The organism is Dyella psychrodurans (assembly GCF_003363265.1).
In the GTDB taxonomy this organism is placed as follows: Bacteria; Pseudomonadota; Gammaproteobacteria; order Xanthomonadales; family Rhodanobacteraceae; genus Dyella_B; species Dyella_B psychrodurans.
The window spans coordinates 321,612-346,672 of record NZ_QRBF01000003.1 but is presented as its reverse complement, the minus strand read 5'-3'; the positions used below and the strand labels follow the sequence as shown (position 1 = coordinate 346,672).

The 25,061-nt window shown below is 56.9% G+C and carries 28 protein-coding genes; 12 read left to right on the top strand and 16 right to left on the bottom strand.

Annotated features, from left to right (window positions below; genetic code table 11):
* Positions 1-86 precede the first annotated feature (86 nt).
* Positions 87-356, top strand: a complete 270-nt coding sequence (locus DWU99_RS10735) for an XAC0095 family protein (protein ID WP_115478012.1) — start codon at positions 87-89, stop codon at positions 354-356.
* Between the two features lie 179 nt (positions 357-535).
* On the opposite strand, the gene DWU99_RS10730 is transcribed toward DWU99_RS10735, so the two are convergent.
* The 11 genes from DWU99_RS10730 to DWU99_RS10685 form a co-directional block, all read right to left on the bottom strand.
* The gene (locus tag DWU99_RS10730) at positions 536-1,258 is read right to left on the bottom strand and encodes a M48 family metallopeptidase (protein ID WP_233511043.1); all 723 of its coding nucleotides are present in this window, start codon (positions 1,256-1,258) and stop codon (positions 536-538) included.
* A 2-nt stretch (positions 1,259-1,260) separates the two neighbouring features.
* Positions 1,261-4,368: a type I restriction endonuclease subunit R gene (locus DWU99_RS10725; RefSeq protein WP_115478011.1), complete on the bottom strand. Its 3,108-nt coding sequence runs from the start codon at positions 4,366-4,368 to the stop codon at positions 1,261-1,263.
* Positions 4,369-4,394: 26 nt separating this feature from the next.
* The gene (locus DWU99_RS10720) at positions 4,395-4,637 is read right to left on the bottom strand and encodes a hypothetical protein (RefSeq protein ID WP_147292910.1); all 243 of its coding nucleotides are present in this window, start codon (positions 4,635-4,637) and stop codon (positions 4,395-4,397) included.
* A 17-nt stretch (positions 4,638-4,654) separates the two neighbouring features.
* Positions 4,655-5,872: a restriction endonuclease subunit S gene (locus tag DWU99_RS10715; protein ID WP_115478009.1), complete on the bottom strand. Its 1,218-nt coding sequence runs from the start codon at positions 5,870-5,872 to the stop codon at positions 4,655-4,657.
* Entirely contained in the window at positions 5,869-8,265 is a 2,397-nt protein-coding gene (locus DWU99_RS10710) for a type I restriction-modification system subunit M (protein WP_115478008.1), read from the bottom strand. Before DWU99_RS10710 ends, DWU99_RS10715 begins: the two co-directional genes overlap by 4 nt.
* A gap of 359 nt (positions 8,266-8,624) precedes the next feature.
* Positions 8,625-9,431: an AIM24 family protein gene (locus tag DWU99_RS10705; protein WP_115478007.1), complete on the bottom strand. Its 807-nt coding sequence runs from the start codon at positions 9,429-9,431 to the stop codon at positions 8,625-8,627.
* Positions 9,432-9,616: 185 nt separating this feature from the next.
* A complete protein-coding gene (locus tag DWU99_RS10700) occupies positions 9,617-10,123 on the bottom strand; it encodes a GNAT family N-acetyltransferase (protein WP_115478006.1) in 507 nt (168 codons plus the stop codon).
* A 39-nt stretch (positions 10,124-10,162) separates the two neighbouring features.
* Positions 10,163-11,542, bottom strand: coding sequence for an ATP-dependent RNA helicase DbpA (gene dbpA / locus DWU99_RS10695; protein ID WP_115478192.1), 1,380 nt, complete (start codon positions 11,540-11,542; stop codon positions 10,163-10,165).
* Positions 11,543-11,814: 272 nt separating this feature from the next.
* Positions 11,815-12,309, bottom strand: coding sequence for a YaiI/YqxD family protein (locus tag DWU99_RS10690; RefSeq protein WP_115478005.1), 495 nt, complete (start codon positions 12,307-12,309; stop codon positions 11,815-11,817).
* A complete protein-coding gene (locus tag DWU99_RS21110; protein ID WP_199535766.1) occupies positions 12,306-12,455 on the bottom strand; it encodes a hypothetical protein in 150 nt (49 codons plus the stop codon). The genes DWU99_RS10690 and DWU99_RS21110 overlap by 4 nt, the downstream gene beginning before the upstream one ends.
* A 13-nt stretch (positions 12,456-12,468) precedes the next feature.
* A complete protein-coding gene (locus DWU99_RS10685; protein WP_115478004.1) occupies positions 12,469-12,822 on the bottom strand; it encodes a YkgJ family cysteine cluster protein in 354 nt (117 codons plus the stop codon).
* 256 nt (positions 12,823-13,078) lie between these two features.
* Between DWU99_RS10685 and DWU99_RS10680 the strand changes: the two genes are divergently transcribed.
* Positions 13,079-13,267, top strand: a complete 189-nt coding sequence (locus DWU99_RS10680; protein WP_115478003.1) for a hypothetical protein — start codon at positions 13,079-13,081, stop codon at positions 13,265-13,267.
* A 32-nt stretch (positions 13,268-13,299) separates the two neighbouring features.
* On the opposite strand, the gene DWU99_RS20990 is transcribed toward DWU99_RS10680, so the two are convergent.
* Together DWU99_RS20990 and DWU99_RS10675 are read right to left on the bottom strand one after the other, a co-directional pair.
* Complete coding sequence (locus DWU99_RS20990) at positions 13,300-13,443, bottom strand: hypothetical protein (RefSeq protein WP_158543265.1); 144 nt, start codon at positions 13,441-13,443, stop codon at positions 13,300-13,302.
* Between the two features lie 14 nt (positions 13,444-13,457).
* Entirely contained in the window at positions 13,458-14,423 is a 966-nt protein-coding gene (locus tag DWU99_RS10675; RefSeq protein WP_115478002.1) for a GlxA family transcriptional regulator, read from the bottom strand.
* Positions 14,424-14,531: 108 nt separating this feature from the next.
* Here DWU99_RS10675 and DWU99_RS10670 point away from each other — a divergent pair, with 108 nt between their 5' ends.
* Positions 14,532-14,822: a hypothetical protein gene (locus DWU99_RS10670; protein WP_115478001.1), complete on the top strand. Its 291-nt coding sequence runs from the start codon at positions 14,532-14,534 to the stop codon at positions 14,820-14,822.
* Positions 14,823-15,131: 309 nt separating this feature from the next.
* On the opposite strand, the gene DWU99_RS10665 is transcribed toward DWU99_RS10670, so the two are convergent.
* Positions 15,132-15,647: a hypothetical protein gene (locus DWU99_RS10665; protein ID WP_147292909.1), complete on the bottom strand. Its 516-nt coding sequence runs from the start codon at positions 15,645-15,647 to the stop codon at positions 15,132-15,134.
* Between the two features lie 85 nt (positions 15,648-15,732).
* Between DWU99_RS10665 and DWU99_RS10660 the strand changes: the two genes are divergently transcribed.
* The 6 genes from DWU99_RS10660 (at position 15,733) to DWU99_RS10630 (ending at position 20,415) form a co-directional block, all read left to right on the top strand.
* Complete coding sequence (locus DWU99_RS10660; RefSeq protein WP_158543264.1) at positions 15,733-16,227, top strand: VOC family protein; 495 nt, start codon at positions 15,733-15,735, stop codon at positions 16,225-16,227.
* The gene (locus tag DWU99_RS10655; RefSeq protein ID WP_115477998.1) at positions 16,203-16,679 is read left to right on the top strand and encodes a hypothetical protein; all 477 of its coding nucleotides are present in this window, start codon (positions 16,203-16,205) and stop codon (positions 16,677-16,679) included. The genes DWU99_RS10660 and DWU99_RS10655 overlap by 25 nt, the downstream gene beginning before the upstream one ends.
* 113 nt (positions 16,680-16,792) lie before the next feature.
* Complete coding sequence (locus DWU99_RS10650; RefSeq protein ID WP_115477997.1) at positions 16,793-17,323, top strand: hypothetical protein; 531 nt, start codon at positions 16,793-16,795, stop codon at positions 17,321-17,323.
* A gap of 139 nt (positions 17,324-17,462) precedes the next feature.
* Complete coding sequence (locus DWU99_RS10645; RefSeq protein ID WP_158543263.1) at positions 17,463-17,987, top strand: hypothetical protein; 525 nt, start codon at positions 17,463-17,465, stop codon at positions 17,985-17,987.
* Positions 17,988-18,607: 620 nt separating this feature from the next.
* A complete protein-coding gene (locus DWU99_RS10635) occupies positions 18,608-19,474 on the top strand; it encodes a PP2C family protein-serine/threonine phosphatase (RefSeq protein ID WP_115477994.1) in 867 nt (288 codons plus the stop codon).
* Positions 19,471-20,415 (top strand): LysM peptidoglycan-binding domain-containing protein, encoded by a 945-nt coding sequence (locus tag DWU99_RS10630; RefSeq protein WP_115477993.1) that lies wholly within the window; start codon positions 19,471-19,473, stop codon positions 20,413-20,415. The genes DWU99_RS10635 and DWU99_RS10630 overlap by 4 nt, the downstream gene beginning before the upstream one ends.
* Here the strand turns inward: DWU99_RS10630 and DWU99_RS10625 are convergent.
* Positions 20,402-22,108: a protein kinase domain-containing protein gene (locus DWU99_RS10625; RefSeq protein WP_115477992.1), complete on the bottom strand. Its 1,707-nt coding sequence runs from the start codon at positions 22,106-22,108 to the stop codon at positions 20,402-20,404. The two genes, DWU99_RS10630 and DWU99_RS10625, sit on opposite strands and share 14 nt — an antisense overlap.
* Before the next feature lie 4 nt (positions 22,109-22,112).
* Positions 22,113-22,568, bottom strand: a complete 456-nt coding sequence (locus tag DWU99_RS10620) for an FHA domain-containing protein (RefSeq protein ID WP_233511042.1) — start codon at positions 22,566-22,568, stop codon at positions 22,113-22,115.
* A 655-nt stretch (positions 22,569-23,223) separates the two neighbouring features.
* Here DWU99_RS10620 and DWU99_RS10610 point away from each other — a divergent pair.
* The 3 genes from DWU99_RS10610 to DWU99_RS10600 all read left to right on the top strand — a co-directional run bounded on the left by DWU99_RS10610 (position 23,224) and on the right by DWU99_RS10600 (position 24,815).
* Entirely contained in the window at positions 23,224-23,433 is a 210-nt protein-coding gene (locus DWU99_RS10610) for a hypothetical protein (protein ID WP_147292908.1), read from the top strand.
* Positions 23,434-23,616: 183 nt separating this feature from the next.
* Positions 23,617-23,973 (top strand): YciI family protein, encoded by a 357-nt coding sequence (locus tag DWU99_RS10605; protein WP_115477988.1) that lies wholly within the window; start codon positions 23,617-23,619, stop codon positions 23,971-23,973.
* A gap of 89 nt (positions 23,974-24,062) precedes the next feature.
* Positions 24,063-24,815 (top strand): hypothetical protein, encoded by a 753-nt coding sequence (locus DWU99_RS10600; protein ID WP_115477987.1) that lies wholly within the window; start codon positions 24,063-24,065, stop codon positions 24,813-24,815.
* The last annotated feature ends 246 nt before the right edge of the window (positions 24,816-25,061 follow it).

Sequence of the window (25,061 nt, the reverse complement as noted above, 5' to 3'; positions counted from 1 at the left end):
GTTCCACCACTACGTGCAGGATTTTTCCTGTAGCCCTTCGCGCCACGCGCAATACGTGGCGCGACCTACGGTAATGGACTAGGCCCATGAATCACCCCCATCACAACCTGTTCAACACGGGAAGCTACGAGCTGTCCCAAGATCACTACGACGATCTGTGCATGATTCGCGACAAGTTACTTCTGATGGCACAGCTTGCCGGCACTGCCACCACGAACGGCGATCACGACACCATGCTTTTCATCCGTCGCAGCTTGATCGGACAGCTCTTCGCCGACCTAAGTTTTCAGATGGCTGATGTGTTGGAAATTGTTGCGCAGGATGCAACACGATCGGGTTGCGCGAACGCGCATTGATTGTGCGCCAGAAAAGGAAAAGGGAATCAGGAACAGCGGCACAATGCTTTTTGAATAAGCGGGGCAAAATTACTTTATCTTTTCGACCAAATCATTGACTAACTACAATGGCGCTTAGTCGGTTGGGACGATTTAGTGCGGCCTTCATGTGGGATACGCACTACTGTTGGCGACGCGGATCAATAGTCCCAATCATCATGCTGCACGGGTAGCTGGTTCAACTCCCGCTTGACGTGCCGCCAATGCGGCATGGCAGTATCCATCAGCGACTGGAAACGAGCATTGTGGGTCGGCTCCAGTAGGTGTACCAACTCATGCACGACGATATATTCGAGGCAAACAGGCGGTTTGCGGGCCAGATCGGTGTTGAGGCGGATTAGGCCACTAGTCGGGTTGCAGCTCCCCCACTTTGTTTTCATGCGCTGGACAATAACGCGTCGGGCCTTCACGCCAAGCGTTTGCTCCCAGCGTGCCAGCAAGGTTGGCACAGTGGCTTTGAGCTGTTCCCGATACCATGCCTCGAGTAGCTCACGACGTTTGTCCGTGCCACTGCCAGGGCGCAGATGCAACTCCAGCTTTGAGTGTTTCAGTTTCACCGTGGGTGCGGCGTCAGTTGTCGCCACGTGTAACAGATATCGCTTGCCCCAAACGTAGTGACTTTCACGCTCCAGATATTCGCGAACGGTTTCCCGCTCCTGTGAGCGAAGCTTGCTTTGCTGACGCTTGATCCAGTCCAGCTTAGTAATTGCATAAATGCGTATAGTTTCTAGCGCCATGTCCAGCGGTGCAGAGATACGCACTTGGCCATCAGGTGGATACACGCTCAAGTGGACATGCTTGATGTCCTTTCTAACTACATCTACATGCAGCTCACCCAATTCGAGCTGGCTATGCAGCTGCACGCTCAATACTCCGAGTGCGCATTGACGATGGAGAACAAGCGTTCTACTTCGGCTTCGTCCCCAAGAATTTCCAAAAGCGCGTGTTTGATTGTGTTTTCCTTCGGGGTGTGTCCGCGCCAACCATCCGGACGAACGCGCTTAACGGTCTGGTCGATTCGCAAAGCTAGCTCTAGCATCTCGTCTACAGGCTGGCCATAGATCGCGGGTGGCTCCGCAACTCCGCGTACCTTATCCTTAAGGTGGTTGTAAAGCGCGCGCTTGCCGGCAGTGTCCAATGCGATCGGGGTGTCGTCGGCCTTGCCGCTTTGCACCATCTTCCCAATCGCAGCTATCTGCTTGAGGTATTCCTCATAGTCGATAGCCTTCTCTTTGCGCTTCTTGATGATCTCATCCAGCAGCGCGGACATTTTGGCGAAGTAGGCTGGATCGGTCAGGTGGTCTTTGACGATCTTGCTGCGGACATTGTTTTCGATGATTTCCGCCACGGCTTCCCGATCCTTGATTTGACCGAGCTTTTCCGCAATAGCCTGAGCAATGCCCGCCTTCACGATTAAGTCCAGCAGGCCGATATCGTCGAAATCGGAAATCTTGCGGGGTTCACTGGCCTCAATGTAGGTGTCGATCAGATGGCGCATGTCAGCCTCGAAGGGCTTGAGGTCCAGCGTCTCATTGCTGGCCAGGCGAATCGTCTCGCGCAGCTTTACGTACTCGTCGAGCTTGCGCCGAATCGCTTCCTTTTGAGTCGGGTCATAACCAGCCTCGTCCATTTCGTCAGCTATAGCGCCATAGGCGCGCAACAGGCTCACGACGCCAGTGTAGAAGGCAAATCGCTGTGGTTCGTGTGCCCTTAAGTCCTCAGCGATCTCGGTATTGCCGCAGAAGTAATGGATGTACTGCAGCTCCCCTTTGGGAGGCTCCACCTTTTCCACTAACAGAGCTAGGGCTTCCAGCGCGGCACCGAGCCGTTCCTTACCTCTTTTAACTCGGCTCTCAAGCATGACTTCTGGTGCGACACCGCCAGCACTGTGATCAAGCTCGGAGGAATACACCGCGACGGCCTTTTCCACCTTCCTGAACAAGTCCTTGTAATCGACGATGTAGCCGAAGTCTTTATCGTCGCTATCCAGCCGGTTCGTACGGCAGATAGCCTGGAACAGTCCGTGGTCCTGCATGGATTTGTCAATGTAGAGATAAGTGCAGGCTGGCGCATCGAACCCGGTCAGCAACTTGTCCACAACGATCAGCAGCTTCATGTTGGCCGGTTCCTTGATGAACCTGGCCTTGGCTTGTTCTTCGTATACCTCGGTTTTAGACATGCTTGGCTTGGTTTGCACGCCCTTTAGCAGCTCGGTGTAGGTGTTGTAGATGAACTGCTTGTCGGTTTCGGAGTTGGCTCCGGTTTCCTCAAGCGTTACATCTTTGGCCAGTGGGTTGTACGAGGTGACGATCGCGCACTTGCCCTTGAAAGGTGTCTTCTGAAAGAGATCGAAATACTTACATGCCTCGTAGATGCTGGAGGCTACGAGCATTGCGTTGCCACATCCATTGGACAGGCGGGGCTTCGTCTCGAAGTCGAAGATGATGTCAGCAACCACACGATCCATGCGTGAGCGCGAACTGAGCACGTTCTGCATCGTGCCCCATTGCTTTTTCAGCTCGTTCTTTTGCCAGTCGTTCAATGCACGGGTTTTGGCTTCAAACCACTGATCGATCTTGTCCTGTGAGCCAAGCTTCTGGTCGATGTCACGTGCCTCATAAACCAAGTCAAGGACGACCTTATCCTCCACCGCCTCGCTAAACTTATAGGTGTGGATGTAGCTGCCAAATACTTCAAGACTGGTGGCAGCATCCTTCTTTAGTAGTGGCGTACCAGTAAAGCCGATGAACACCGCATTCGGCATCATCGCCTTCATCACCCGATTTAGCCTGCCGCCTTGAGTGCGATGGCATTCGTCCACGAACACGAACAAGTCACCGACAGCCTCGCTAGGCTGAGTTCCAAACTCTTTGATAAAGGCATCGAAATCGCCATCGCTCAAGCCTTTGCCGGCCCCGAACTTGTGCACTAACGAGCAAAGCAGGCGGGGTGCGGGCAGGGCCAACTGGCCCATTAGGTCGCGCCCGCTGCTAGTACGGTAAATGGGCTCTCCGGCGCTTTCGAACACCCGCTTGATCTGTTTGTCTAGTTCATCGCGGTCGGTGATGATAGCTACGCGCGCGGCGGAGTTATTTTCTAGAATCCACTTGGCTAGCAATACCATCAGGATGCTTTTACCTGTGCCCTGGGTGTGCCAGATGATGCCGCCCTGGCGCTCGCGCACATGTGCCTGCGCAGCCTTGATACCAAAATACTGATGGACGCGGGGAAGCTTCTTCTTGCCACCATCGAACAGGATGAAGTCGTGCATTAGCTCGATAAGCCGCGACTTCTCGCACATCTTCAGCAGGTATTTGTCCAGCTTGTAGCCGTCGTTGTCGGCTTCGTCCTCCTTCCATGAGAGGAAGAACTTCTCCTCCGTGCCTACGGTGCCATATTGCAACCCTTGGGTATCATTGCCAGCGAACACGAATTGCACGGTGCTAAAAAACCACTCGTTGAACGCCGGTTGCTGATTGGAAAGATTCTGGCGGATGCCGTCGCCAATGCTGACCCGGCTGCTCTTCAACTCCAGCACACCGATGGCAATGCCGTTGACGTACAACACAATATCGGGGCGGCGCTCGTGGCCACCACGCAGCGTTACTTCCTCGGCGATGGCAAAGTGGTTTTTAAGCGGCTCTTTCCAGTTGATGAGCCAGATCGTCTGGTTCCGCTTGTCACCTTCCACTTTCACGGAAATGCCGTAGCGAAGAAGCTGATATGCGGCCTGATTATTGGTGTACAGGTCGCGCTGGGGGTGGTCGGCTTCGGTCCTTAGCTGGTGGATAGCCTGACTGATTTGTGCAGGGCGGTAACCGGCTTCCGTAAGGTGGGCCGTAAGATAACCGTCTTCGATATTACTGTTGTGACGATCCGTCCAGTCGCCCAGATAGGCGTAGTGCAACTGATCCTTGAATAGCTGGATGACACGGTTCTGTGTGATCCGCTCCGCCTTACCAATGTTGCTCATGTACTCAATCCCCTGTGATTGTCATGTCACTGCCCATTGCCGCATTTCTTTGGGCCGCGATAGCGCAACTTGTTTTCTTGCTGAAGTTTGGCGGAGGCGTGGTCCACCTTACGCAAGGAGCATCTAATGGCCTGTGCGACCTCGGTCAAAATCATTTTCGGTTGCTGTTGAAGCAAGGCACGAATCTTCTGTGATGTTCTGGCCGCCTTATCAGCTTCCAGCGAAGCGATTTCGCTGGTTAGTGAAGAGGGGGACTTTCGCTTGGGCATGGTCGCGATGTCCACTCTCAAACTAATCGGGTTTTGCCGGTTAGCAATTCCTGCATCATGCCTTGCTTGAGTGCGTGGGTTTTATCGCGGCGCGCTTCAAGTGTGGCGAGTTCAGCGTCCATGTCGGAAAGAGCTTTAGCAATGGCGGCTTGCTCTTTCTTCGAGGAGGGCAAGGGAACTTCGTGGGCTGCCAACTGAGTTTTGCTGATTTCGAGGAATGTGCTGCCTGCGCAAAGTCGTATGAATCCTTGCTTCTGCGTTTGCAGAAGGTAGTAAAGAAATTCTACATTCGTGGAAGCATATGGAACGAAGTTCTTGAAACCCTGATTGGTCGAAATCGGTATTGAGTTAATTGCACATTCGCCGATAGTGGCACGAGAGGTCATCACGACTGAGTTTGTAGGAATTAGTTCAGCGGAGCTGTTCAATAGTCCTTCCCGCGTAATTGTACGGCTTGTTTTTGACAAGTACTTGCCGCCGTTCAATTGGGTGATGTCGGTTGGTGTGCACCACGGAATATCACCATCCCAGAATCGTCCTATGCTTGTACTTGGGGTCCCACCGCTGCGAATGCTGGCGAGCTGGTCGAGGCGCTTCATCTCCCACTCGCTACTAAATCCCGGCAGGCGAGTCTCGCCGGTGAGTAGTTGCTGCATGGAGGCGTGCTTGAGGTCGCGCTTCTTGGCAATAAGGGCGTCCAGGCTGGATAGCAACGCATCCATATCACTCAAGGCGCCGGCGATGGCGGACTGTTCGTCAGGTGACTGAGGAATTGCAACTGGACACTTTTTGAAGACGGGGTTCAATAAGTGTGTTTGACTAACCCCATCATCAAATTTTAGAAAATAAGGATTCCTGTTAAGCGTGTAGTAGAGATAGCCGGCAATATTCCCGCGCAACGGAGTAAGAGCGCATACGCGCTGATTCACAGCATATTTTTGACCCTCCTTGACGAGATAGGCCTTTGCAAGAGCCCTTCCATTAGGCAAGTCACTCATTACCATCAAGATGTCGTCTTGATAGGCGGGGCAGAAATTAACGGAAGAATATTTGCGGACTTGTCCATCCGTTGAAATGAATTTAGAGTTTACGCAAACATATTCTCCTGATTCGGAGATATATTGTTCATGAGCTTTTCCACTTCGAAAACGACAGACATCGGGCAATAGTTTTACATCCCAGTCGTTTGGAATAGCACCTACTTCAGTCTGCTTGTAACGTGACTTCAGTTTCACGCCGCCTCCATCTTCGCCAGATGCGCATCGACCTTAGCCTGTAGCTCGGCCATCCGTGCGGTCAATGTCGGCAAGGGGGTGGCATAGCGTTCGACTAGTTCGCCAATACGGCGAGTCAAGTTCTGGCTGACGCGATCGAGCTCGGACTGCAGGTCAGTAGCTATTCTTGCGAGCCACTTGTCCTCGATTACCAGCGTCTTAATGTCATCGACGCTGAGTTTGGCGTAGCGGTTATATGCCAACTTATCCAATTCAGCATCCAGATCCTTGACCTTTTTCTTAAGCTGACTCTCCAAACCGTTGAGCCTAGACCAGGCTCTAAGCACAGCCAGTTCGTCTACACTTTCAGGATCGTTTTCGACTTCCCTGATGCGCTCTTTCACCGCTGCGACAGTGATCTTGTCGAAGCCAGAGAGGGCCAGGTCTTCACCACTTTGATCCTCTTCTAACTCGGCGATCTGGTTGCTTATTGCTTCCAATTCAGTCAGCTTGGCATCGAGGGTAGCCTGTTGCTTGGCAAAGTGGCGCGCCACAATCAGCGGCTTGGGGAGTAGATCGCAGGTCCAGCCTTTGTCCTTCTCCTTTCCTTTCTTGTCCTTCTCAATGATGCGGTACGGCTTGGCCACCCAGCCATCGGCCGCCACCAAATATGCATCGTCCTGCATGGTTTCCGCCCAGTAATCCATCAGATGCTGGTACACGTCGTAAGCGTGGATCAGTGGCTTGTCTTCGTAGTACTTCAGTAGGCCATCGGCGATGTCCACGATTAACTGCTTGGGATGGAAGCCAGGTTCCAGCGCCTTAAAGTTTTTCGTGACTTGCTTGCGCCACTTGGCGAAGTACGCATCCATATCCTTGATAAAGCCAGCGAATTGCGGATGCTGATAGATGGTAGTTTTGATGGCGGCCTTGTCCACGGCCAGTTCGACATAGCCAGTACGCAGTGATTTAAATAACGCCTGCTTCAGTGCCGGGCAAACGGCCCAATAGTCAGCCATCGCTTTTACGTCGGCGAAGGGGATGCCGCCCCTGAGGTGACCTTCGATATCTTGGGTGTCCTCGGTCGCGCTGCTTTCGATATAGCGTGACAGGTTGAGGTTGTAGTCATTCTTTTCGATCTCGGCTGGGCTCGCCATGCAAGCATAACGAGGATCACTTTCGTCCTGCCTATTGAACACGTCCACGATGCGGTGGATGTCTTGTTCGCGCAGGCGATTCTTGGGGCCATCCTTGATGAAGCCCTGGCTGGCATCGACCATGAAGATGCCTTCACGGGTACGCGCGTTTTCCTTGTCGATGACAATAATGCAGGCCGGGATGCCGGTGCCGTAGAACAGGTTGGCTGGCAAGCCGATGATGCCCTTGATGTAACCGTGGCGAATGAGGTTCTTACGGATTTCCGCTTCGGCATTGCCACGGAACAGCACGCCGTGCGGCAGAATGCAGGCGCCTTTGCCCTTGCTCTTGAGCGAACGGATAATGTGCAGCAGATAGGCGTAATCGCCTTGCTTGGCGGGTGGTGCACCGAAAGTGTCGAAGCGTGCGTAGGGATCGTGCAGTGGATCGAGGCCGGTGCTCCAGCGCTTGTCGGAGAACGGAGGATTGGCCACCACGAAGTCGAAGGTTTTAAGCGCGGCGCCATCCAGGAACTTCGGATCGGTCAGTGTGTTGCCTTGAGCAATCAGCGCGGTGGGGTTGTCGTGCAGGATCATATTCATGCGCGCCAAACCGCTGGTGGCGGAATCTTTTTCCTGCCCGTACAAGGTAACTTTGGTATGGGCCATGTCGCCTACCTTCAGCAGCAGCGAGCCAGAGCCACAGGTAGGGTCATACACCGTTGTGTCATGGCTGGTCTTGGTGTTTCCGATACCAATGACCGCAGCTATGATGCGGCTGACTTCGGCAGGGGTATAGAACTGACCCTTGCTCTTGCCACTCTCGGTGGCGAAGTGGCGCATCAGATATTCGTAGGCATCACCGAGGATGTCATCACCATCGGCGCGGTTCTTCGAAAAGTCTAGGGCGGGGTTTTCGAAGACGGCGACCAGGTCGGACAGGCGTTTGACCATTTCCGGGCCACTGCCGAGCTTATTCGTGTCGTTGAAATCCGGCATGTCCGCCAGCTTGTTGGCCGCTGCCAGCGGTCCCGTGATCTTCTTGTTGATCAGATCACCGATGTCCGGCTTGCCCTTCAGTGCTACTAAATCGCGGAAGCTTGCACCCGCAGGGATGGTGATGGGGGCGTACTTTTGCCCGGCATACTTGTCGCTGATGTACTTGATGAAGAGCAACACCAGCACATAGTCCTTGTATTGGCTGGCGTCCATGCCGCCGCGCAGCAGATCGCAGGAGGCCCAAAGGGACGAATAAAGCTCGGATTTTTTGATGGCCATTAGAGGGGCAGCAGTAAAAAGGTAGGGGGCTCTTGAGCAAGCGATTTTACAGATCAGCCAAGGTGCCAGGAGTCTCTCACTGGATCAAATAAAGAATGCCAACCGTGAGTCGGCGAGCAATACCTAGGTAATCGACCGGCGATTTAACCGGCGCACTTAAACAGAATCCTGTCCGCTTTTTGTTGGAATCAATTGGATTTTGATGGACTTTGTCGCACAAAAAACCTCGCATTTAGCGAGGTTTATCGTGGACTTTTGAGTTTGGCCAGATGTGCGGTAAACCATAACTTGTCCGTTCAGCGAGTGATTCTGTTTCTTCAAAGACTAGCACTCGCTGGCCCATAGCTCGATTCAGGCGCTTAGTCGTCCTTGTTGAAAATACTCCCAAGCACCGACCCGATCACGCCTCCGGCAATAGCCCCACCAATACCAGCCGAATCGCCGCCGATACCGCTCACGACAGACGAGGTCGATCCGCCCTCGCGACCCATGTAGGGAGACAGGGCGTGCGCCAGGTTCGGCATGGTGAGGGTCTGCAGCCATACCTGGCCGGGGCCGGTGAGGTTGGCGATGAAGATGCCGTCGCCGCCGAAGATTTTGTTCTTCAAGCCGGGCAACAGGGTGATGTCGAAGTTGACGGTGCCTTCGAACATGCCGACGTGGCCGGGATGCACTTGCAGCGTTTCGCCGGGAGCGAGGGTGTAGGTGACGATTTCGCCGCCGAGTTCCACCCAGGCGCGAGCGGTGCCGGCCAGTTTTTGCAGGATGAAGCCGTCGCCGCCGAAGATGCCGGCGCCGAGCGAGCGCTGGAAACCGATGCTGAGATCCACGCCTTCCGTGCCGCAGAGAAAACCGTGGCGATGGATGAAGTAGGTCTGGCCGGAGTTCACCTGTACTTCGACGATCGATCCGGGCACTTTCGCCGCGAAGGCGACCATGCCGGGCGAGCCGGAAGTCTCGTATTCATTCATGAACAGGCCACCGCCCGAAAGGGCGCGTCCCACGACACCGAGAAAGCCTTTCGCGCCGGCCGTTTGCGCTGTCGTCTGGAGCACGATGCTGCGTGTCATCCAGGAAAACCGGCCGGGCTCTGAAACAATTCTGTCGCCTTGCTCCAGGCCCACTTCAAGCACGGGCAACGTCGTTCCCACCAAACGCGTTTTCATGGCTTTGCTCTCCCTGTATCAGTGCGAATTCGGCTAAATCGTAAGACGAAGCGGCGAGGCTAGCCTAATGGCGAGAGTCACGCTCGGTGTTGGCTTTTCGTTAGAAAGGGGGTGCCGAAGATCGAGCATGAGGATCGCCGATTGGGACCGGTTGACGCATCTCTTTTCACGCACGCGAGGTCGCTTCAAGGATCGCAGATGAAGTAACTGCTCGGCCTGTCCTCGAACAACCTGCGCTCCGATTCATAGCGAAACCCCAATTTCTCAAGCACGCGAATCGAACCCGTGTTTTGCGGCGCGGTAATCGCCACGATGCGGCCTATGTTCCATTGACGGCGGCCGCGATCGAGCACGGCGGCGCAGGATTCGCTGGCGTAACCCTGACCATGGTGTCGTTTCAGGAAGGCGTAGCCCAGGTCGGGGTCTTCGAGCACATCGCGGCGAATCAAGCCGCACATGCCGATCGGTTCGCCGCTGTGTTTCAGCGTGACCTTGTACAAGCCATGGCCGTGTTTGGCGTAGCTCGCCAGCGGTCCGTCGCGGAGATAGGCCTCTGCGCCAGCGACATCGCGCACGCCTTTGTCGGCGATGTTCTGGATGAAATCCGGCTCGTTCAACAGTTCGAGAATGAAGTTCGCATCGTCAAGCGTGAAGTAGTCGACGCGAAGCCGCTCGGTCTCGAATGGACACATACGTGTTGTTCCCCTTGGATGGAGGCGCCGCAGTGCGCGTCAGTGCAGCGCACGGACTCGAAAATTGCGCCCTTTGATCTTGCCTGCACGCAGACGCTCCAGCGCCTTGTTGGCGAGTGACCGGTTGACGGCCACATAGGCGCGCGTGGCGAAAACGTCGATCTTGCCGACGTCGTCCGCCTTGAGGCCGGCATCGCCGGTCAGTGCGCCGAGGATGTCGCCGGGGCGAAGTTTGTCCTGGCGGCCGGCATCGATCACCAGCGTTTTCATCGGCGCCAGATGCAGCGTTTTGCCGCGTGGCTGCGCAACCTTCAGCGGGTGCCACGGCAGCGGCCTGCCGAGTGCTTCTTCGATGTTCGCGGCCTTGGGCTTTTCGCGCGGTGTGCACAGTGCTATCGCAAGCCCTGTTTGCCCGGCGCGTCCGGTGCGGCCGATGCGATGGACATGCGTGTCGGGATCGTGCGCGACGTCGTAGCTGATCACCAGCGGCAGTGCGGTGATGTCGAGTCCGCGTGCCGCGACATCGGTTGCCACCAGCACGGCGCAACTGCGGTTTGCAAACTGCACCAGCACTTCGTCGCGATCGCGTTGTTCCATGTCGCCATGCAAGGCCAGCGCGGAGAAGCCGCGGCGATCCAATTCTTCCGCCACGGCGTCCACGTCGCGGCGCATATTGCAGAACACCAGCGCGTGCTGGCCGCCTTCGCCGGTAAGCAGCTGGGCCAGAGCGTCGAGTTTGCGGGCGGGATCGACGTCGATGAATTGCTGCTCGATCGCGGGCTTCGTCTCGACCGGCGCTTCCACGATGATCTCGACCGGGTTGCGTTGCACGCGCTTGCTGACTTCGCGGATATCGTCCGGATAGGTGGCCGAAAACAGCAGTGTCTGATGGTGCTTGGCGATGCGTCCGACGATGTCGTCGATGGCTTCGCTGAAACCCATGTCCAGCATGCGGTCGGCTTCATCCAGCACCAGCACCTTGATGCCGCCGCCATGCAGGCTGCCGCGCTTGAGGTGTTCTTGTACGCGACCGGGCGTGCCGACCACGATATGCGGATCGTGCGTCAGCGAGGCCAGTTGCGGCCCCAAGGGCATGCCGCCGCACAAGGTGAGCAGTTTGACGTTGGGGATGTTCGCGGCGAGCTTGCGAATGGCCTTGCTCACCTGATCGGCCAGCTCGCGCGTCGGGCACAGCACCAGCGCCTGCAGGCGAATGGTTTCCGCGTTCAGCGATTGCAGCAGGCTCAGCCCGAATGCCGCGGTCTTGCCGCTGCCGGTCTGTGCCTGGGCGATCACGTCGCGTCCTTCCAGCATGGCGGGAAGGCTTTGCGCCTGGACGGGCGTCATCTCGCTATAGCCGAGCGTTTCGACGCTGGCGAGCAAAGCGGGTTTGAGGGGAAGGGTGTTGAAGGCGGTCATGCGCGGCATGATCGCATGATTGCGTCATTAAGAGCCGCTAACAAAACGAATACGTCAACACAGGTCGAAGATGATGAGAGACGCGGCACTGTGCTCCTCCCCCTGCGAAGTAGGGGGAGGTTGGGAGGGGGTAACGCTCTTGCTTCGCATGAAGGCTTCACCCCACCCCAACCCTCCCCTGCTGCACGCAGGGGAGGGGGCGGTGTAATGGGTGGCGTGTTTTCAACGCCTGCTGCGCATCTGCACCGGAGATGCCATGCGCGAAGTTTCGATCACGCGCTCGGTTGTGCGGTGTGCTTGGCGTGTTGCGCCAGCCAGCGGTCGAGCTGATTGGCAAACGCCTGCCGATCGCGCTGGTGAAAGGCGGACGGGCCGCCCGTGCGAACGCCGGCTCCGCGCAATTCTTCCATGAAATTGCGCATCGACAATCGCTCGGCCATGTTCTCAGGTGTGTAGCGCTCGCCGCGCGGATTGATGGCCACGCCATCTTTTTCGATGACGCGTGCGGCGAGAGGGATGTCTTGCGTGACGACAAGGTCGCCGGCGTGCATGCGTTCGACGATTTCGTTGTCGGCCTCGTCGAATCCGCCCCTCACGGTGATGGCCCGGATGTAACGCGATGGAGGACGCGACAGCGTGTGATTGGCGACCAGCGTTACATGGATTCTTGCGCGTTCGGCGGCGCGAAACAGAATGTCCTTGATCACGCCCGGGCAGGCGTCGCCATCGACCCATATCTGCGGTGCGGCGGCCTCCGGCGCGTTCATGGACGGCGTTCGGGTAGATCGCGTGCCGTATCGCCTGGCTTTACGTCTTCGCGCGTCGCTTTCTTCTTGGCCTGCTTTGCGTCTTGCTGTTTCTTCTTGGCCAGTTCGCGCTGGCGTTTTTCAAAGGTGTAGTTGGTCTTTGCCAAGTGGGGAGTCCTGTTATTTCAGAGTGATCGCGATGCTGCGAGGGTGTTGTCTTGTGTAATCCGAGCGAATGGCGTTGCAGTACGCGCCGCCCATCACGAATCGTCGACAGACGGAGGGTCGATTTGCGTAGATGCCGCAGTTCATGTGGGTGCGGTCCATGGCGACGCACCATCCGTCTTCGGCGTGGGCCATCACCTGAAGCCCGTTCGGAAGCTGCGCGGTGAGGTGGGCAGGGATGTTGTCCTCGGGTTGCAGGACAACGGTGAGGCGACAGCACACCGCATCGCATCTCGTGCACTTTGATCCAGCTCTTGCCGGGCTGGCGGGCTGGGTCGTGTCGGCGCGGGGAGCGGATGGGTTCGGCATGGATGCTCCCGAGGGTGCCACCTTCTAAGCGAGGTGCTTCACGCGTGAGATGAGGGAGCGAAGCGGGTAGCTGCTGAATGGCCACGCGGAACGCAAGAAACAAGCAAATACTTGCGGACTGATCATACACCATGCCGGGCCAGGGAGCCGAGTTTGTGTACTGTTATCGCAAGTTGATATGGGAAATGATGGCCTGCGCGGCCAACGGTTTAGGAGTATGGTGGAGAGCCAGTTTATCGATCATCGAGGTATCCGAATGAACGACACGCCACGCCCTCTATCGGCAGCGATCATCCACTCGGTCTATTCCGGCAAGAAAATCACGCCTGTGGTCGACCAGGCCAAAGACTTCAAATCGACGAACAGTTTCGCGCGCGATGCCGCGCATACGGGTCAGGCACCCGAGAAGCCCAAAGTGGAAAAGAAGCAGTCACGCCGCACGTGACGGAGCATGTCTCGCGTGCTTTTGCACAGCGATCAACTTTCAGCTCGCCATGGTGAGCAGAAGTACTTGCCGAACAGCACGGCAAAGGCAAGCGCGGTATCGCCGGCCTTGTTGGCCTGCTCGATGGGGCGGCCTGTTTGCAGTTGCGACGAATGAATCCGATGCGACGCGTGCACGGTTGTGCGAGCCGTCAACGCAGGTCGGCGCGAAGTTCTCGCACTCCGCGCCCTAAGCGTTGACGCAGGAGTGTTCGCAACGTCGCTCCGTCGACGTAACCCACCTCGGCTGCGATGGCTTCGAGATCGAGGCTGCTGCCCTGTACCAGCGATCGCGCGCGTTCGACGCGCAGGTCCTGAAAGTAATCGAGCGGAGATTTGCCAAGCACGGCTTGGCAGCGGCGCTGCAATGTGCGTGCGCTTGTCGTCAATGCATCGGCGGCTTTCTGCAACGAAAACCCTTCCTTGAGATGCTCCCGCGCCCAACGCTCGAAGCGCAGAATGAGAGGATCCGCCTGCGCCAGATGATTGGGGATGATGTAGGGAGCCTGCGAGGAGCGTATGTCGGCAAGCAGGTAGCGCGAGACCATGGTTGCGAGTTCTGGACTGGCTCTGCGTACCAGCCAGAGAGCGAGATCGAGATGTCCCATCGCCGCGCCCGTCGTAACCATCCTGCCGGACGGCACGAGCATGCGCGATTCGTCCAGCAAGACATTCGGGTAGCGCTGGCGAAACAGGGGAGCGAGCCACCAGGTCGTTGTCGCTTCCTGATGATCGAGCAATCCGGTTTCCGCCAGAAGAAACGATCCGATACACGATGCGGCGATGTGAGCGCCTTCGGCATGCCATGTCAGCAGTTGCGCCTTGGCCTGGTTCACGTCTCGTCGCGCAAGCGCCGGGATCAATCGATCCGGCGTACTTGTATTGAGCGCCGGGACGATCACCCAGTCAGGCTTTAAATCCGGTGTGATGGCTTGGACGGGTATGGGCCATCCATGGCCGGACCGCACGCTCTTGCGCACACCCACGATCGACACTTCGAAAGGAGGCGGGCCACTCATTTGCCGGGCCGCAAAATTGTTGGCAATCCCGAAGGCGTCCAAGGTGACGGTAAGGCCCGTATCGAATAGGCCGTCCAGGGCAAGTATGGAAATGCGCATGGCGTAAATGACCCTAAAGTTGTCATTTACGACGATACCGCTTTGGCAGGCCGAAGACTAGATTGCTCCTCGTTGCACATCGCAATGCACATCAAACGAGGAACCTCCATGAAAGTCATGGCTATCGCTTCTGTGAAATCTCCCCTTACGCCCGAACAAATCAAGCAATACCTGCCGAGTGAAGTTCCGGCCACGCTCAAACATTATCTCGACGGCGACATCGAGCAGTTCTGGTTTCGTGAGAACGCCGGCCCCATCTTTCTGATGAACGCCAAGTCGGTTGAAGAAGCCAAGGCGAAGCTGGCGACGCTGCCGCTGGTGGCGGCAAACCTGATGACCTACGAGCTGATGCTAGTCAGTCCGCTCATGCCACTGGAGCTGCTGATCCAAGGCAAGTAAGTGTGGTGAAGAAGGGGCGGGGCACTTTTCTATGGAACGGATATAGAAAAAGTGTGCTGCTCCTGAGGTTTCTCCACGTTTTGTTCGTCATCCCGGCGCAGGCCGGGATCCAGTGAAATACGCGTGCGCAGCACACTGAATAGCTTTTTAGCTGTTGAGTGCTTCGCACCGGTATTCAAACTGGATCCCGGCCTGCGCCGGGATGACGAGCAAAAAAGCATGTGGCATGCCGCTCCAAATCTATCCCCAATGATTTGTTGACGATTGTCTATCGCAAAACATGGGTGGCCACATGAGTGAGCGGGCTCTCTAGCCCGACGTGCCTTCGCTGTCCGCAGCGGGAACATTTATTGAATAGACGACGGAAGCTATCTTCCATCCTTCGTTTGTATGGACGGTTGTCCAGATGATCCGTCCGTGGCCTACCTTGGCTTTATAGTCGAACGAGACTGACCCGACCTCTCCGTCGGTATGAATGTCCAGATTTTCAATCTCGTCTGGCGGTAGTTTGACCTCACCCGCCACGTCTTCCTTTGCGGTGCTCAGCAGGGTGCGCGGCACCGGCTGTTTGTTGGCGGCCGTTACAACCGCATAGGACTTGGGAGCGAATGCCCCCATGACGGGTGCATCTCCACTCACGTACATATCCAGCATCGCTGCCGCATCTTTACTCGCAACGGCTTTTTGATAGCGACCCCACAGCGCATGTAGCGCTGAAACCTCGTCGCCTTGCACAGGCGGCATTGTCGGCGATGCTGCCATCGAAGAATTGCCGATAGACATCACTGCGACAATGGCCAGTGCGATGCACGCTTGTACCTTCATGGCTCCACTCCCTATATGCGCCCACTTGGCGCGTCCGAGACTTGACCATGCTCATCGGATTGGAGTTCCCCGTCGAGCTGTCGTAATGTCCGCTTTCGACCCGAAGCGGACCTTTTCCGCATTGGCTTTGAAGCAACAAGAAAAGGGAAAAATGATCGACCACGTCTACATCTCCGTCACCGACATCGACAAGTCGCTGGCGTTCTACTCTGAAGCCCTGAAGCCGCTCGGCTGGCGCCTGTTCGGCAACTACGACGCTGCTTCAGGTCCCGAGGGCGTCCCGGATCTTTACGGCATTGCTGATGATGCGTATCTCAGCGGGAAGGCGGTCGGATCAAGCGTCTGGCTACGGCAACGCAAGCCTGGCGAGACCGGGCTCTACATCGGAATCGTCTGCGATACCAATGAATTGGTCGACGCCGCCTACGCGGCCGCAATCAAAGCCGGTGGCACCGACGAAGGTAAACCAGCAGATCGTACCTACTTTGCCCGAGGCTACTACGCAGCTAACGTCGCCGACTTCGATGGAAACCGTATTGAGTTCGTGCACAAAGCGTGGAACCCGAAGCGGCACCCGTAGCCATCGAACAAGAAGGGATCGCCTCCATTTCCTTTATGTACGCTAGAACCGTATGGTCGCTGGTAGTCCAAGGCAACATTGTTGACGAGATGATTGCGCGGACATTCTTGGAGTGTCCGCTTCCCACCCAAGGCGGACCAAACAAAAATTCCTCCGGAAATGACCCAGTGAATCTCTCGCCACAAGACAACGAGCTTCTACGCAGGATCGACGAAGTCCTTCACTACGTATGGGATCCAGTTGGAGTCGCCCATGTTCCTCAGGCGAGGGATGAGTACGAAAGCTATGTCCCGCAGGTGTTCCTGCGACTTAAAGGCACCACCGATGGGAAGGATGTGGCCGAATACCTTCATTGGCTGAGCACCGAGCAGATCGGCGTGGGGGCTAATCACGAGCACGACAGGAAAGTGGTTGAGTTGCTTATCGGATGGAGAGATCAGCTTATCCGGTAGCTTTTTGGTGTCTGCTTCCGACCCAAAGCAATGAGATGGGCTCCTCTCCGTCTTCGGCGTCAAGTGCCAGACTGGAAGCGACATCACCCGATATAGAGGCAATAAGGGCTGATATGAAAAAGTGGGTGTTAGTGATCGTCGCTCCGCTCTTGGCTGCAAATTCCATCGAGCCATCTATCTCAGGCGACAACCCCAATCCTTATTGCCACTACATAGGCGGACTCGGCGAAGTCACGTGCATGCCATCCATGTCGGTTTTGATGGCTAGGCGCGAGGAATTCGACAACAAATTAGTCATGGTCACGGGCTATTTTGTATATGCGAAAGTGCCGATCTTGTTTCTCAATCCGGATTCTTTTATGAATTCAGACGTCTCGAATGGCTTAGTCGTTGCGCTCCCGAAGAATTTTAAGTTGAAGCAACAGCTCTTCTCGCTGAACCACACTTACGTGAGGATATGGGGACGTTTCAAAGCGCGCCCCGTGGAATTGGCGGAGTACGGTGCTTATTTTTCCGGAGGCACTTTAGACGAGATATCCGAAGTAGATCCGGCGACAAACCCTTGGGGGAGTACTTGTCTCCGCCCTCGGATGCCCCTCAAAAATAGGGACGATATAGAAAAGGTAGCGCGAGGCTTCCGGTAGCTGTGGATGAGGTCAAGATTTCTGGAGCGTGCAGTCGAGCGTTTTAGTGCTTTAGTTAAGGTCCGCTTTCGGCCTATAGCGGACCTAATCGAACACATCTATTGGAGATTGGAATATGTCATTAGGCAGGGTGTGGTTCTTGCTGTTGATCATGTTGATCGCCGGCTGCTCGACAAATTCAATATTGAAAGACACTGCCATGCTTCCTCCGGGGACTGGCATCATGGTTGCCCATGTCTCGATATTTTCGGAAACCTCCTCCTTCAAATACGATGCTCTCAGTATCAAAGTCGACAAGCTCGATGGTAGTTCGATCCCGACGACTCTCTATCCGCGTAAACGGAGCAACCTAATAGTGATTGCGCTTCCGGCGGGAGAGTACAACTGGGCCACTATAGATTTGGGCCTTTACGCAGGATCTGCGACGTCGTATCGCATGCCCTTTACCATCGAGGCAGGGAAAATCAACTACGTCGGTGATCTATTGCTCACTTTTACCAGGGTCAATAGACCGGATGGCTTGCCGACTTATAAGTTGCGTATTGAGGATCAGTCCAAAGTCTGGCTCCCTACTGTCGCGAGCGACTATCCACAATTGTCTCGTGTTTATCCTTCGGTAATTCACCTGACGGAAGATCAGCAACCCACGAACCAGGCGTATTAGCGAGAGCTTCCTGCTGAGTTTTGAGCAAAGCTGTCTTCGACGAGTTGCAAGACGGATTGGTATGCCCTTAGCTGTTTTATGTTTAGTGCGTAAAAAGGCTGGAAGTGGCTAGGGAGCTTTAGTTGATTTCTCTTTGGCCTCTTAGTCTGTTTCGATCCATAGCTGACATTGCGGTTAGCCACGGGGGATGGTTATGAAGGTCTGGGTGTTCACCTTTGCGAACAGTATGATTAATCGAAATTACAGTAGCCAAACTGTGAAGGAAGATTTTTTCTTACTTTTGGCCGGCGCGTTCCTTTTGCTCAATTTGATCAGAGGGCTCAGAACTGGAAATGCTTCAATCCTCTATTCAATGGCCAAGAGATCTGAGGATCCTGTTCTCTTTTGGTGCGGAATTTGCCTGTCGGGGGTATGTGCTGTTTTGTGCTTTGTGGTTCTGATTTTTTTCTGAGCATTCACAGTGTTGGTTCTGATCGATATGTAATGAGTGGCAATTCCAGTGATTCAGTTTTTTGCGAATAGACATGAGGTCCGCTTTCGACCCAAAGTGGACATTACACAATAGTGCTCATCCAGCTAAATTGTCGGAGCCGAGGATCGGTCTCTAAGGGAGGGGGCGGGTGGACAACTCGATCGAATTCCATGCGCTTCCCAGCGTGGCCGCTGGCCGGGCGCGAGGTGGCCGCGATACGCAGCAGGATGATCTGGCTTGTCTCTACGATCCGGCGACGCATACCTACCTTCTGGTGCTGGCCGATGGCATGGGCGGCGACGGTGCGGGCGAGCTGGCTTCCCAGGGTGTGATCGACGTCGCGCACCGGCTATGGGAACGAGGTGAATGGCGTCGCCAGCCGACCTCGTTGTTCCTGGAGTCATTGTGTCAGGCAGCCCACGCCGAGCTTCGTCGTCGTCAGGTGCGCCTGGCCAGCGGTGCAACGCACTCCACCGTGGTCGCCTTGTTGGTAAAGGATAGCCGCGTCGCCTGGGCTCACGTCGGGGATAGCCGGTTGTATCGTTTTAATGGGCGCCGATTGATGGGGCGCACGGAGGACCACAGCTTGGCGCAGCTCAAGTATCGGCGAGGCGAGATCTCCGAGTGCGAACTCGCGACGCACGCCGATCAGCAGCAGCTGTTGCGTGGTTTGGGCGGACCCGATGAGCCGGTGGTCGATCACGGCAGTGGCGATTTGCGCCGAGGCCATGCATTCGTGTTGTGCAGCGATGGCGTGTGGACGCAGCTGCAGGACGATGAGCTTGGCCGTTTCGCGCAACGCCGCGACCAGCATGAAGCTTTGCACGAAGCCATCCATCTGGCGGTGGAGCGCGGCGGCATAAGTGGCGACAATGTCTCGTTGATCTTTGCGCGCCCACAGGTCGGCAGTGGGCGGCGACGACTTGGCGGCGGTTTTTGGCCCGCCCTGTGGCAGGCGATATTTCCGATCCGGCGGCGAAGCAAGTCGCCGGTCAACACGTATGACGAGGTATGAGTTTGATCGCTGCGATTCGTTCCAAACTAACTGTTGCGCGATGCGCGACACACGCTCTGTGCCTCATCGCCGTGCTTGGCATGGCCGGCTGCAGCCAGGTGGGGGCGCTTAAATCCAAGGTGAGCAACGCCTTCAGCCCGAAGCCAGCAGGGGCCGACGTACAGGCTTCGCCTGCGCCGGATAGCGACCAGCCGCTGAGCCTGAGCGCCATCACCAACACGTATCTGTTGCAAGGCCGCTATGTCGAAGGCGAGCAACACTTGCGTACATACCTGGCCAAGTATCCGAACGACCGCGCCGCGCAGAACATGCTGCGACAGCTCACCGCGGATCCGAAGGCGATGCTTGGCTCGGCGTCGCGCAGCTATGTCGTGCAGCCGGGCGATAGTTACAGCACGCTGGCCGCGCGCTATCTGGGCGATTCCAATCAGTTTCTCGCGTTGGCGCGTTACAACGGTTCGACGAACCCATCCACGCTTCGTGTAGGCGAAGTGGTTCGCCTGCCTAGGATGGCCTCGCGCGGCGCGGCATCGAACAGCACATCGACCCATGGCAACGCCAAGGAGACCCCCACCATCGTCGTCACGCCCGCAACGTCGCAGGATGCCTCGCCATCCGACGAATCGCCCGCGATGAAAGCGCAACGATTGCAGGCGGAGAGCACGGCCCTGCTCCAACAGGGGAAAAAGGATCAGGCTCTGACGCGTCTCGATGAGGCGTTGACGGTCGATCCGCATGTGAAGCCGGCCGGCGATCCTGCATTGCGCGCTCAATTGCTGTCGTCGTATCACGAGCGCGCCGTGGTGCTTTATCGCGATCAGAAGCTCGATCAGGCGATCGCGCTATGGGATCGCATCCTGGCTGTTGATCCGAGCTACGAGCCTGCGGTGATCTACCGCGCACGCGCCATCGAACTGCAACGCCGCCTCAATCAGATTTGAGGCGCAAGCGCTGTCGCTTGCCGATGGAGTCTGTCGGCAGCGATACGATCACCGTAGGCTGCTCGGCGGATTGAGCCGGCGGGCCTTGCCGTGGCGATGTATCGACAGCGTGGCGTGATTCCAGTGCGCTCGTCATCAAGTTGAACGAGGCGAAGAGTTGTCCAAGTTCATCGCGACGCGCGAGGCGGATGCGATGCTGGTATTCGCCCCGCGCCACGCGCCTAAGCGCATCGCCGAGCATCGCCATCAACGCCAACGGTTGGCGGAACAGCCAGTAGGCCGCGCCCACCAACGCCAACAGCGTAACCAGCAGCACCGCGATGATGACGCCCAGCGTGGTTCGCTGCGCGGCGACCAGCGGCGCGTCGCTCACGCCAAGACGCAGTTCGCCCACCGACTTGTCCTGGTAATGGATGGGTACGTCGAACACCATCATGTCGTCCAGGCCGGCCGGATGGCCGAGATATCGCTTGACGTCAGGGGCGGAAGCCAAGGGCTGGGAGGGGCCGGCATCGGCGAGCGGCTGGCCCATGTCCGATGCCTGCGTGCTGGCCACGACCTGGCCCTGACGATTGGCGATGGCAAGGTAGTGGATCTGCTGATTGCGCGCGACGTCTTGCACCAGCGCGCGCGTGGCGGCGTTGTCACCCAGCAGCAGGTTTTCCGCCGATTCGCTCGCGACCATGCGGCTCAGCGAGCTGCCGAAGTCGGTGGCGAGGCCGTTCACCGCAATGTTCTGCTTGGCGTAGATCCCGGCCAGGCCCATGAGCAGCACGAGGCACAGGATGGCGCCAAGGGTTCCGATCCAACGCATGCGCAACGAAATGATGCGGGCGGCGATGGGCGTTTCGTTCGCTTGCTCGTATTCGCGGCGCGCCAGGCGCAGATCGTTGATGACTTCCGCGCCGGATTGATAACGCGCATCCGCGCGGGGGTCCAACAAGGTGCCGACCACGTCCGTCAGGATCGCGGGGGCCGCAGGATCGAGCGGCGTGACAGCGGGTCGCGGGTGGCGATGCCGTTCGCGGATCAGCTGCTTTATGTCCGGCATGTCCGGCCACGGCAATTTGCCGGTGATCAGCCAGTAGAGGACCACGCCCAGCGAAAACAAATCGCTGCGCGCATCGGCCGGTTCGCCGCGCAAACGTTCGAGCGCCATGTACGCGGGTGTGCCGCCGATCTGGTTGCCGCCGGCGAGTCCACCGTGACGCGCACGCCGCTCGGCGATGCCGAAGTCGCTGAGCTTGGCGTACTCCGCGAGCATGATGTTTTCGGGCTTCACATCGTGATGGATGATGCCTTGCCGGTGAGCATGATCCAGCGCCGAGGCAACCTGCGATGCCAGCTCGATCGCCGTCAGCAGCGATGGCAGCCCCTCGCGCGCGACGCGGCTGGCCAGCGTTTCGCCCGACAATCGCTCCATGGCGATATAGGGGCGACCGTCGTCGGTTTCCCCGGTGTCGAAGATGGTGACGATGTTGGGGTGCACCAGCTGCCCCGACGCACGCGCCTCGAGCAGCAGCCGGCGATCGGCGTCGGGATCGGAGGCCGTGTCTCGATGAAGGCATTTGATGGCCACGGGCCGGTCGATGTCGGGATCGAAACCGGCATAGACCACCGCCATCGCCCCTGCACCCAGGATGCCGTCGATGCGATAGCGGCCGATGCTGCGCGGAATGTCGTAGTCGCTCATCGTGTCAGGAAAGCATCCACCAGGACAGCGCGGACAGGCCTGCCAATACCAGCAGACTCGTCAGCACGATGACGCCGGTGCGCCTGCGTTTGCGAGTCTCGCGCGTCAGGAACACGAATTCCACCTGGCCAAAGCGAACGCGGTCGCCATGCTTGATGGTGGCCTCGTGGATGTTTTGGTCGTTGACGAACGTGCCATTCGTGGAAAGTGTGTTCATCACCACGTAGTGGCCTTGCTGGTTGATGATCCATGCATGCGCCGACGACACGCTCGGCTCGTTCACCACGATGTCGTTGTCGGCGCGGCGGCCGATCGTTTGCCGGCCGGCGCGCAGGGAAAAGCGATGGCCTTCGAGCCCGGCATTCGTTCCCTGCAGCACCGGTTCGCGCTTGCTGGCGCGTCCATGCGACGCGGGACCCGCCTCGGCGGCCCATTCGCTCAGTTCATTGGCAGAAAACAACTGCGTCCCTTGCGAGCCCGCAAGGCGCCTCAAGGTTCTGGCAGACGGGGTGTGATGAGGGTTTTCCATCGGACGCCTAGGCTAACGAATCGCGCGGACCGTAAAGCTACCGAATCGGCCGAAGGTGCACAAACTTGATCTGCGTCACGCAATCTTCCTGCTTTCATGGGCCTTACAATTTGTCCTGGCGCACACTTTGATCCAAAACGAACATGGCGGGTCCAGGCCCTGAATCCATGGGGGTACTCGACATTGAGTGAAATGCGACAGGCTGCTGAAAGAGCCGGATGACGCCACGCATTGACTTATGCATGCGTCGTCTACGCAATTGAACAGGCGAATTTCGATGCTCGGGTGCGAGTCCGGCGCTTCGAACAGATGATCTTTGTCATCGAAGTTGTCGTCGTCGATGAGCATCCGCACAAGCGGCCAATGTGCCACCCGCTATTTCGCAAAAGCGCGGGTCCGGTAGCATCATGGGAGCGAGTGCAAATGGCACTCAACCATTCATTCAAAGCGGATGCCCCCGTGCCGCTTAACCCTGGCGTTGAAGGTCCGCTATCGACCCGGAGCGGACCTTGTCATTCAAAGCCCTCAGCGATCAAGGCGACAGATGATTGACCGAAATCTTCAACCGGTGGAGTGGTCCGAGTTCATGTATGAACTTGAAGACGCCAAGGAACATCTTGCCAACCTCATTAAGGAAATCGAGGGAGATGCGGCCTATGACGAAAGCAATTTACGAATCGATCTTGGCCACGTATATGCGCATCTAAACAGGGCGTGGCGCCGCAGCATGCGAGCCGTGGACAAGAGAGATTGGGACTCTGCCTCCCAGTTTCCGGATGATTTGAAGCCGATTTAGGCTGGGAAAAGGGTCGAAGCACTTTTCCATGGAAAGGGAAATAGAAAAGTGCGCTGGCCCCTTTTTTGCAGTGTGAAAGCAGTCAAAATTTTCTGGGCAACCTGTCGAATTCCGGTTTGGTCGTTCGTCGCTATAGTCAAGATGGGCAACCGGCCCGGCTGATGACTCTATTGGGGAACGACCATGCCGCAATATCTGATCTCTACCTACATTCCCGAAAACTTCGACCCGTCGCTCGTCACCGAAGAGACCATCGAAGCCATCCACGCGCTCAACAGGGAGATGGTCGCTGCGGGTGTCAGGAAGTTTGCGTGTGGCCTGAGTCCGAAGGCAGTGACCATGCGGTCGCAGCCCAATGGTGAGGTGGTCGTCACTGACGGTCCGTACATCGAGGCCAAGGAATACGTGGGCGGTCTTTCGATACTGGAAACTGAAAATCTGGATGAAGTGCTGGCGTGGATGCGCAAAGGCGCCAAGGCGTTCCAGAGCGTGGTCGAGGTGCGGGAGATTTTCTTCATGCCCGCTCCTGCGGAGAACTGAGCAGTACGGCAGCAGCGAACGGGTGCGGCGCAGAGGGTCGGGCGCACGATACGTTTCTGGGTGAAATGACCGATGGTGAGGAGAGCACTATGCGCAAGAACAAGATTGGCGCAACGGTAATCACGAGCGTCGCACTACTTGTCGGGCTCGGCACGGCACTTCAGGCGATGGCACAAGATGCCGCGCAACCCTATCCGAAGATGGCGCCGACCGATCAATACCTCATGGCGGACCGGGACGCTGAAATTGCTCTGGCGCGAAGTGCGGCGCCGGAATCCATTTCTCGCGATGCGACGATTCTGGTGCTGGGACGGCATGGCTATGAGACGGCGGTCCAAGGAAAGAACGGTTTCGTCTGCTTTGTGGGCCGGAGCTGGGCTGCGGCATTCGACTGGGACGAATTCTGGAACCCGAAGGTGAGAGCTGCCGATTGCCTGAACCCCCAGGCTGCACGTTCGATAGTGCCCATCATTGAGCTACGCGCCAAGATGGTGATGGCCGGTCGCTCCAAGGCGGAGACGGTGTCGGCACTCAAGGCCGCATACCAAAATAAACAACTGCCGGACCTCGAAAGCGGTGCGATGGATTTCATGATGTCGAAATCGTCGTATCTCACCGACCAAGGGGGCCACAACATGCCCCATGTCATGTTCTACACCCGCGTCAAAGACAGTAAGGATTGGGGTTCAGGCGCAGAGAACTCGCCGATCATGTCCAGCCCCTATTGGTTCTACTCTCCGGGCGAACAACCCAAAATGAAAGAGCTACCGCCGATTCTGGTGTTCCTGGTCGCGGTCCCCAATTGGTCCGACGGAACGCCTGCGGATATGCATGATCACTGATACAGGCGCGGTCTCGAAAATGGGATCACGAAAAGGGGGCAGAGCCTGAGGTTTCCTCACGTTTTTGCTCGTCATCCCGGCGGAGGCCGGGATCCAGTTTGAATATGGGTGCGAAGCACTCAACAACTAAAAAGCTATTCAGTGTGCTGCGCACGCGTATTTCACTGGATCCCGGCCTGCGCCGGGATGACGAGCAAAAAAGCATGCGGCATGTCGCTCCAAATCTATCCCCATTTTTTTCTGGAC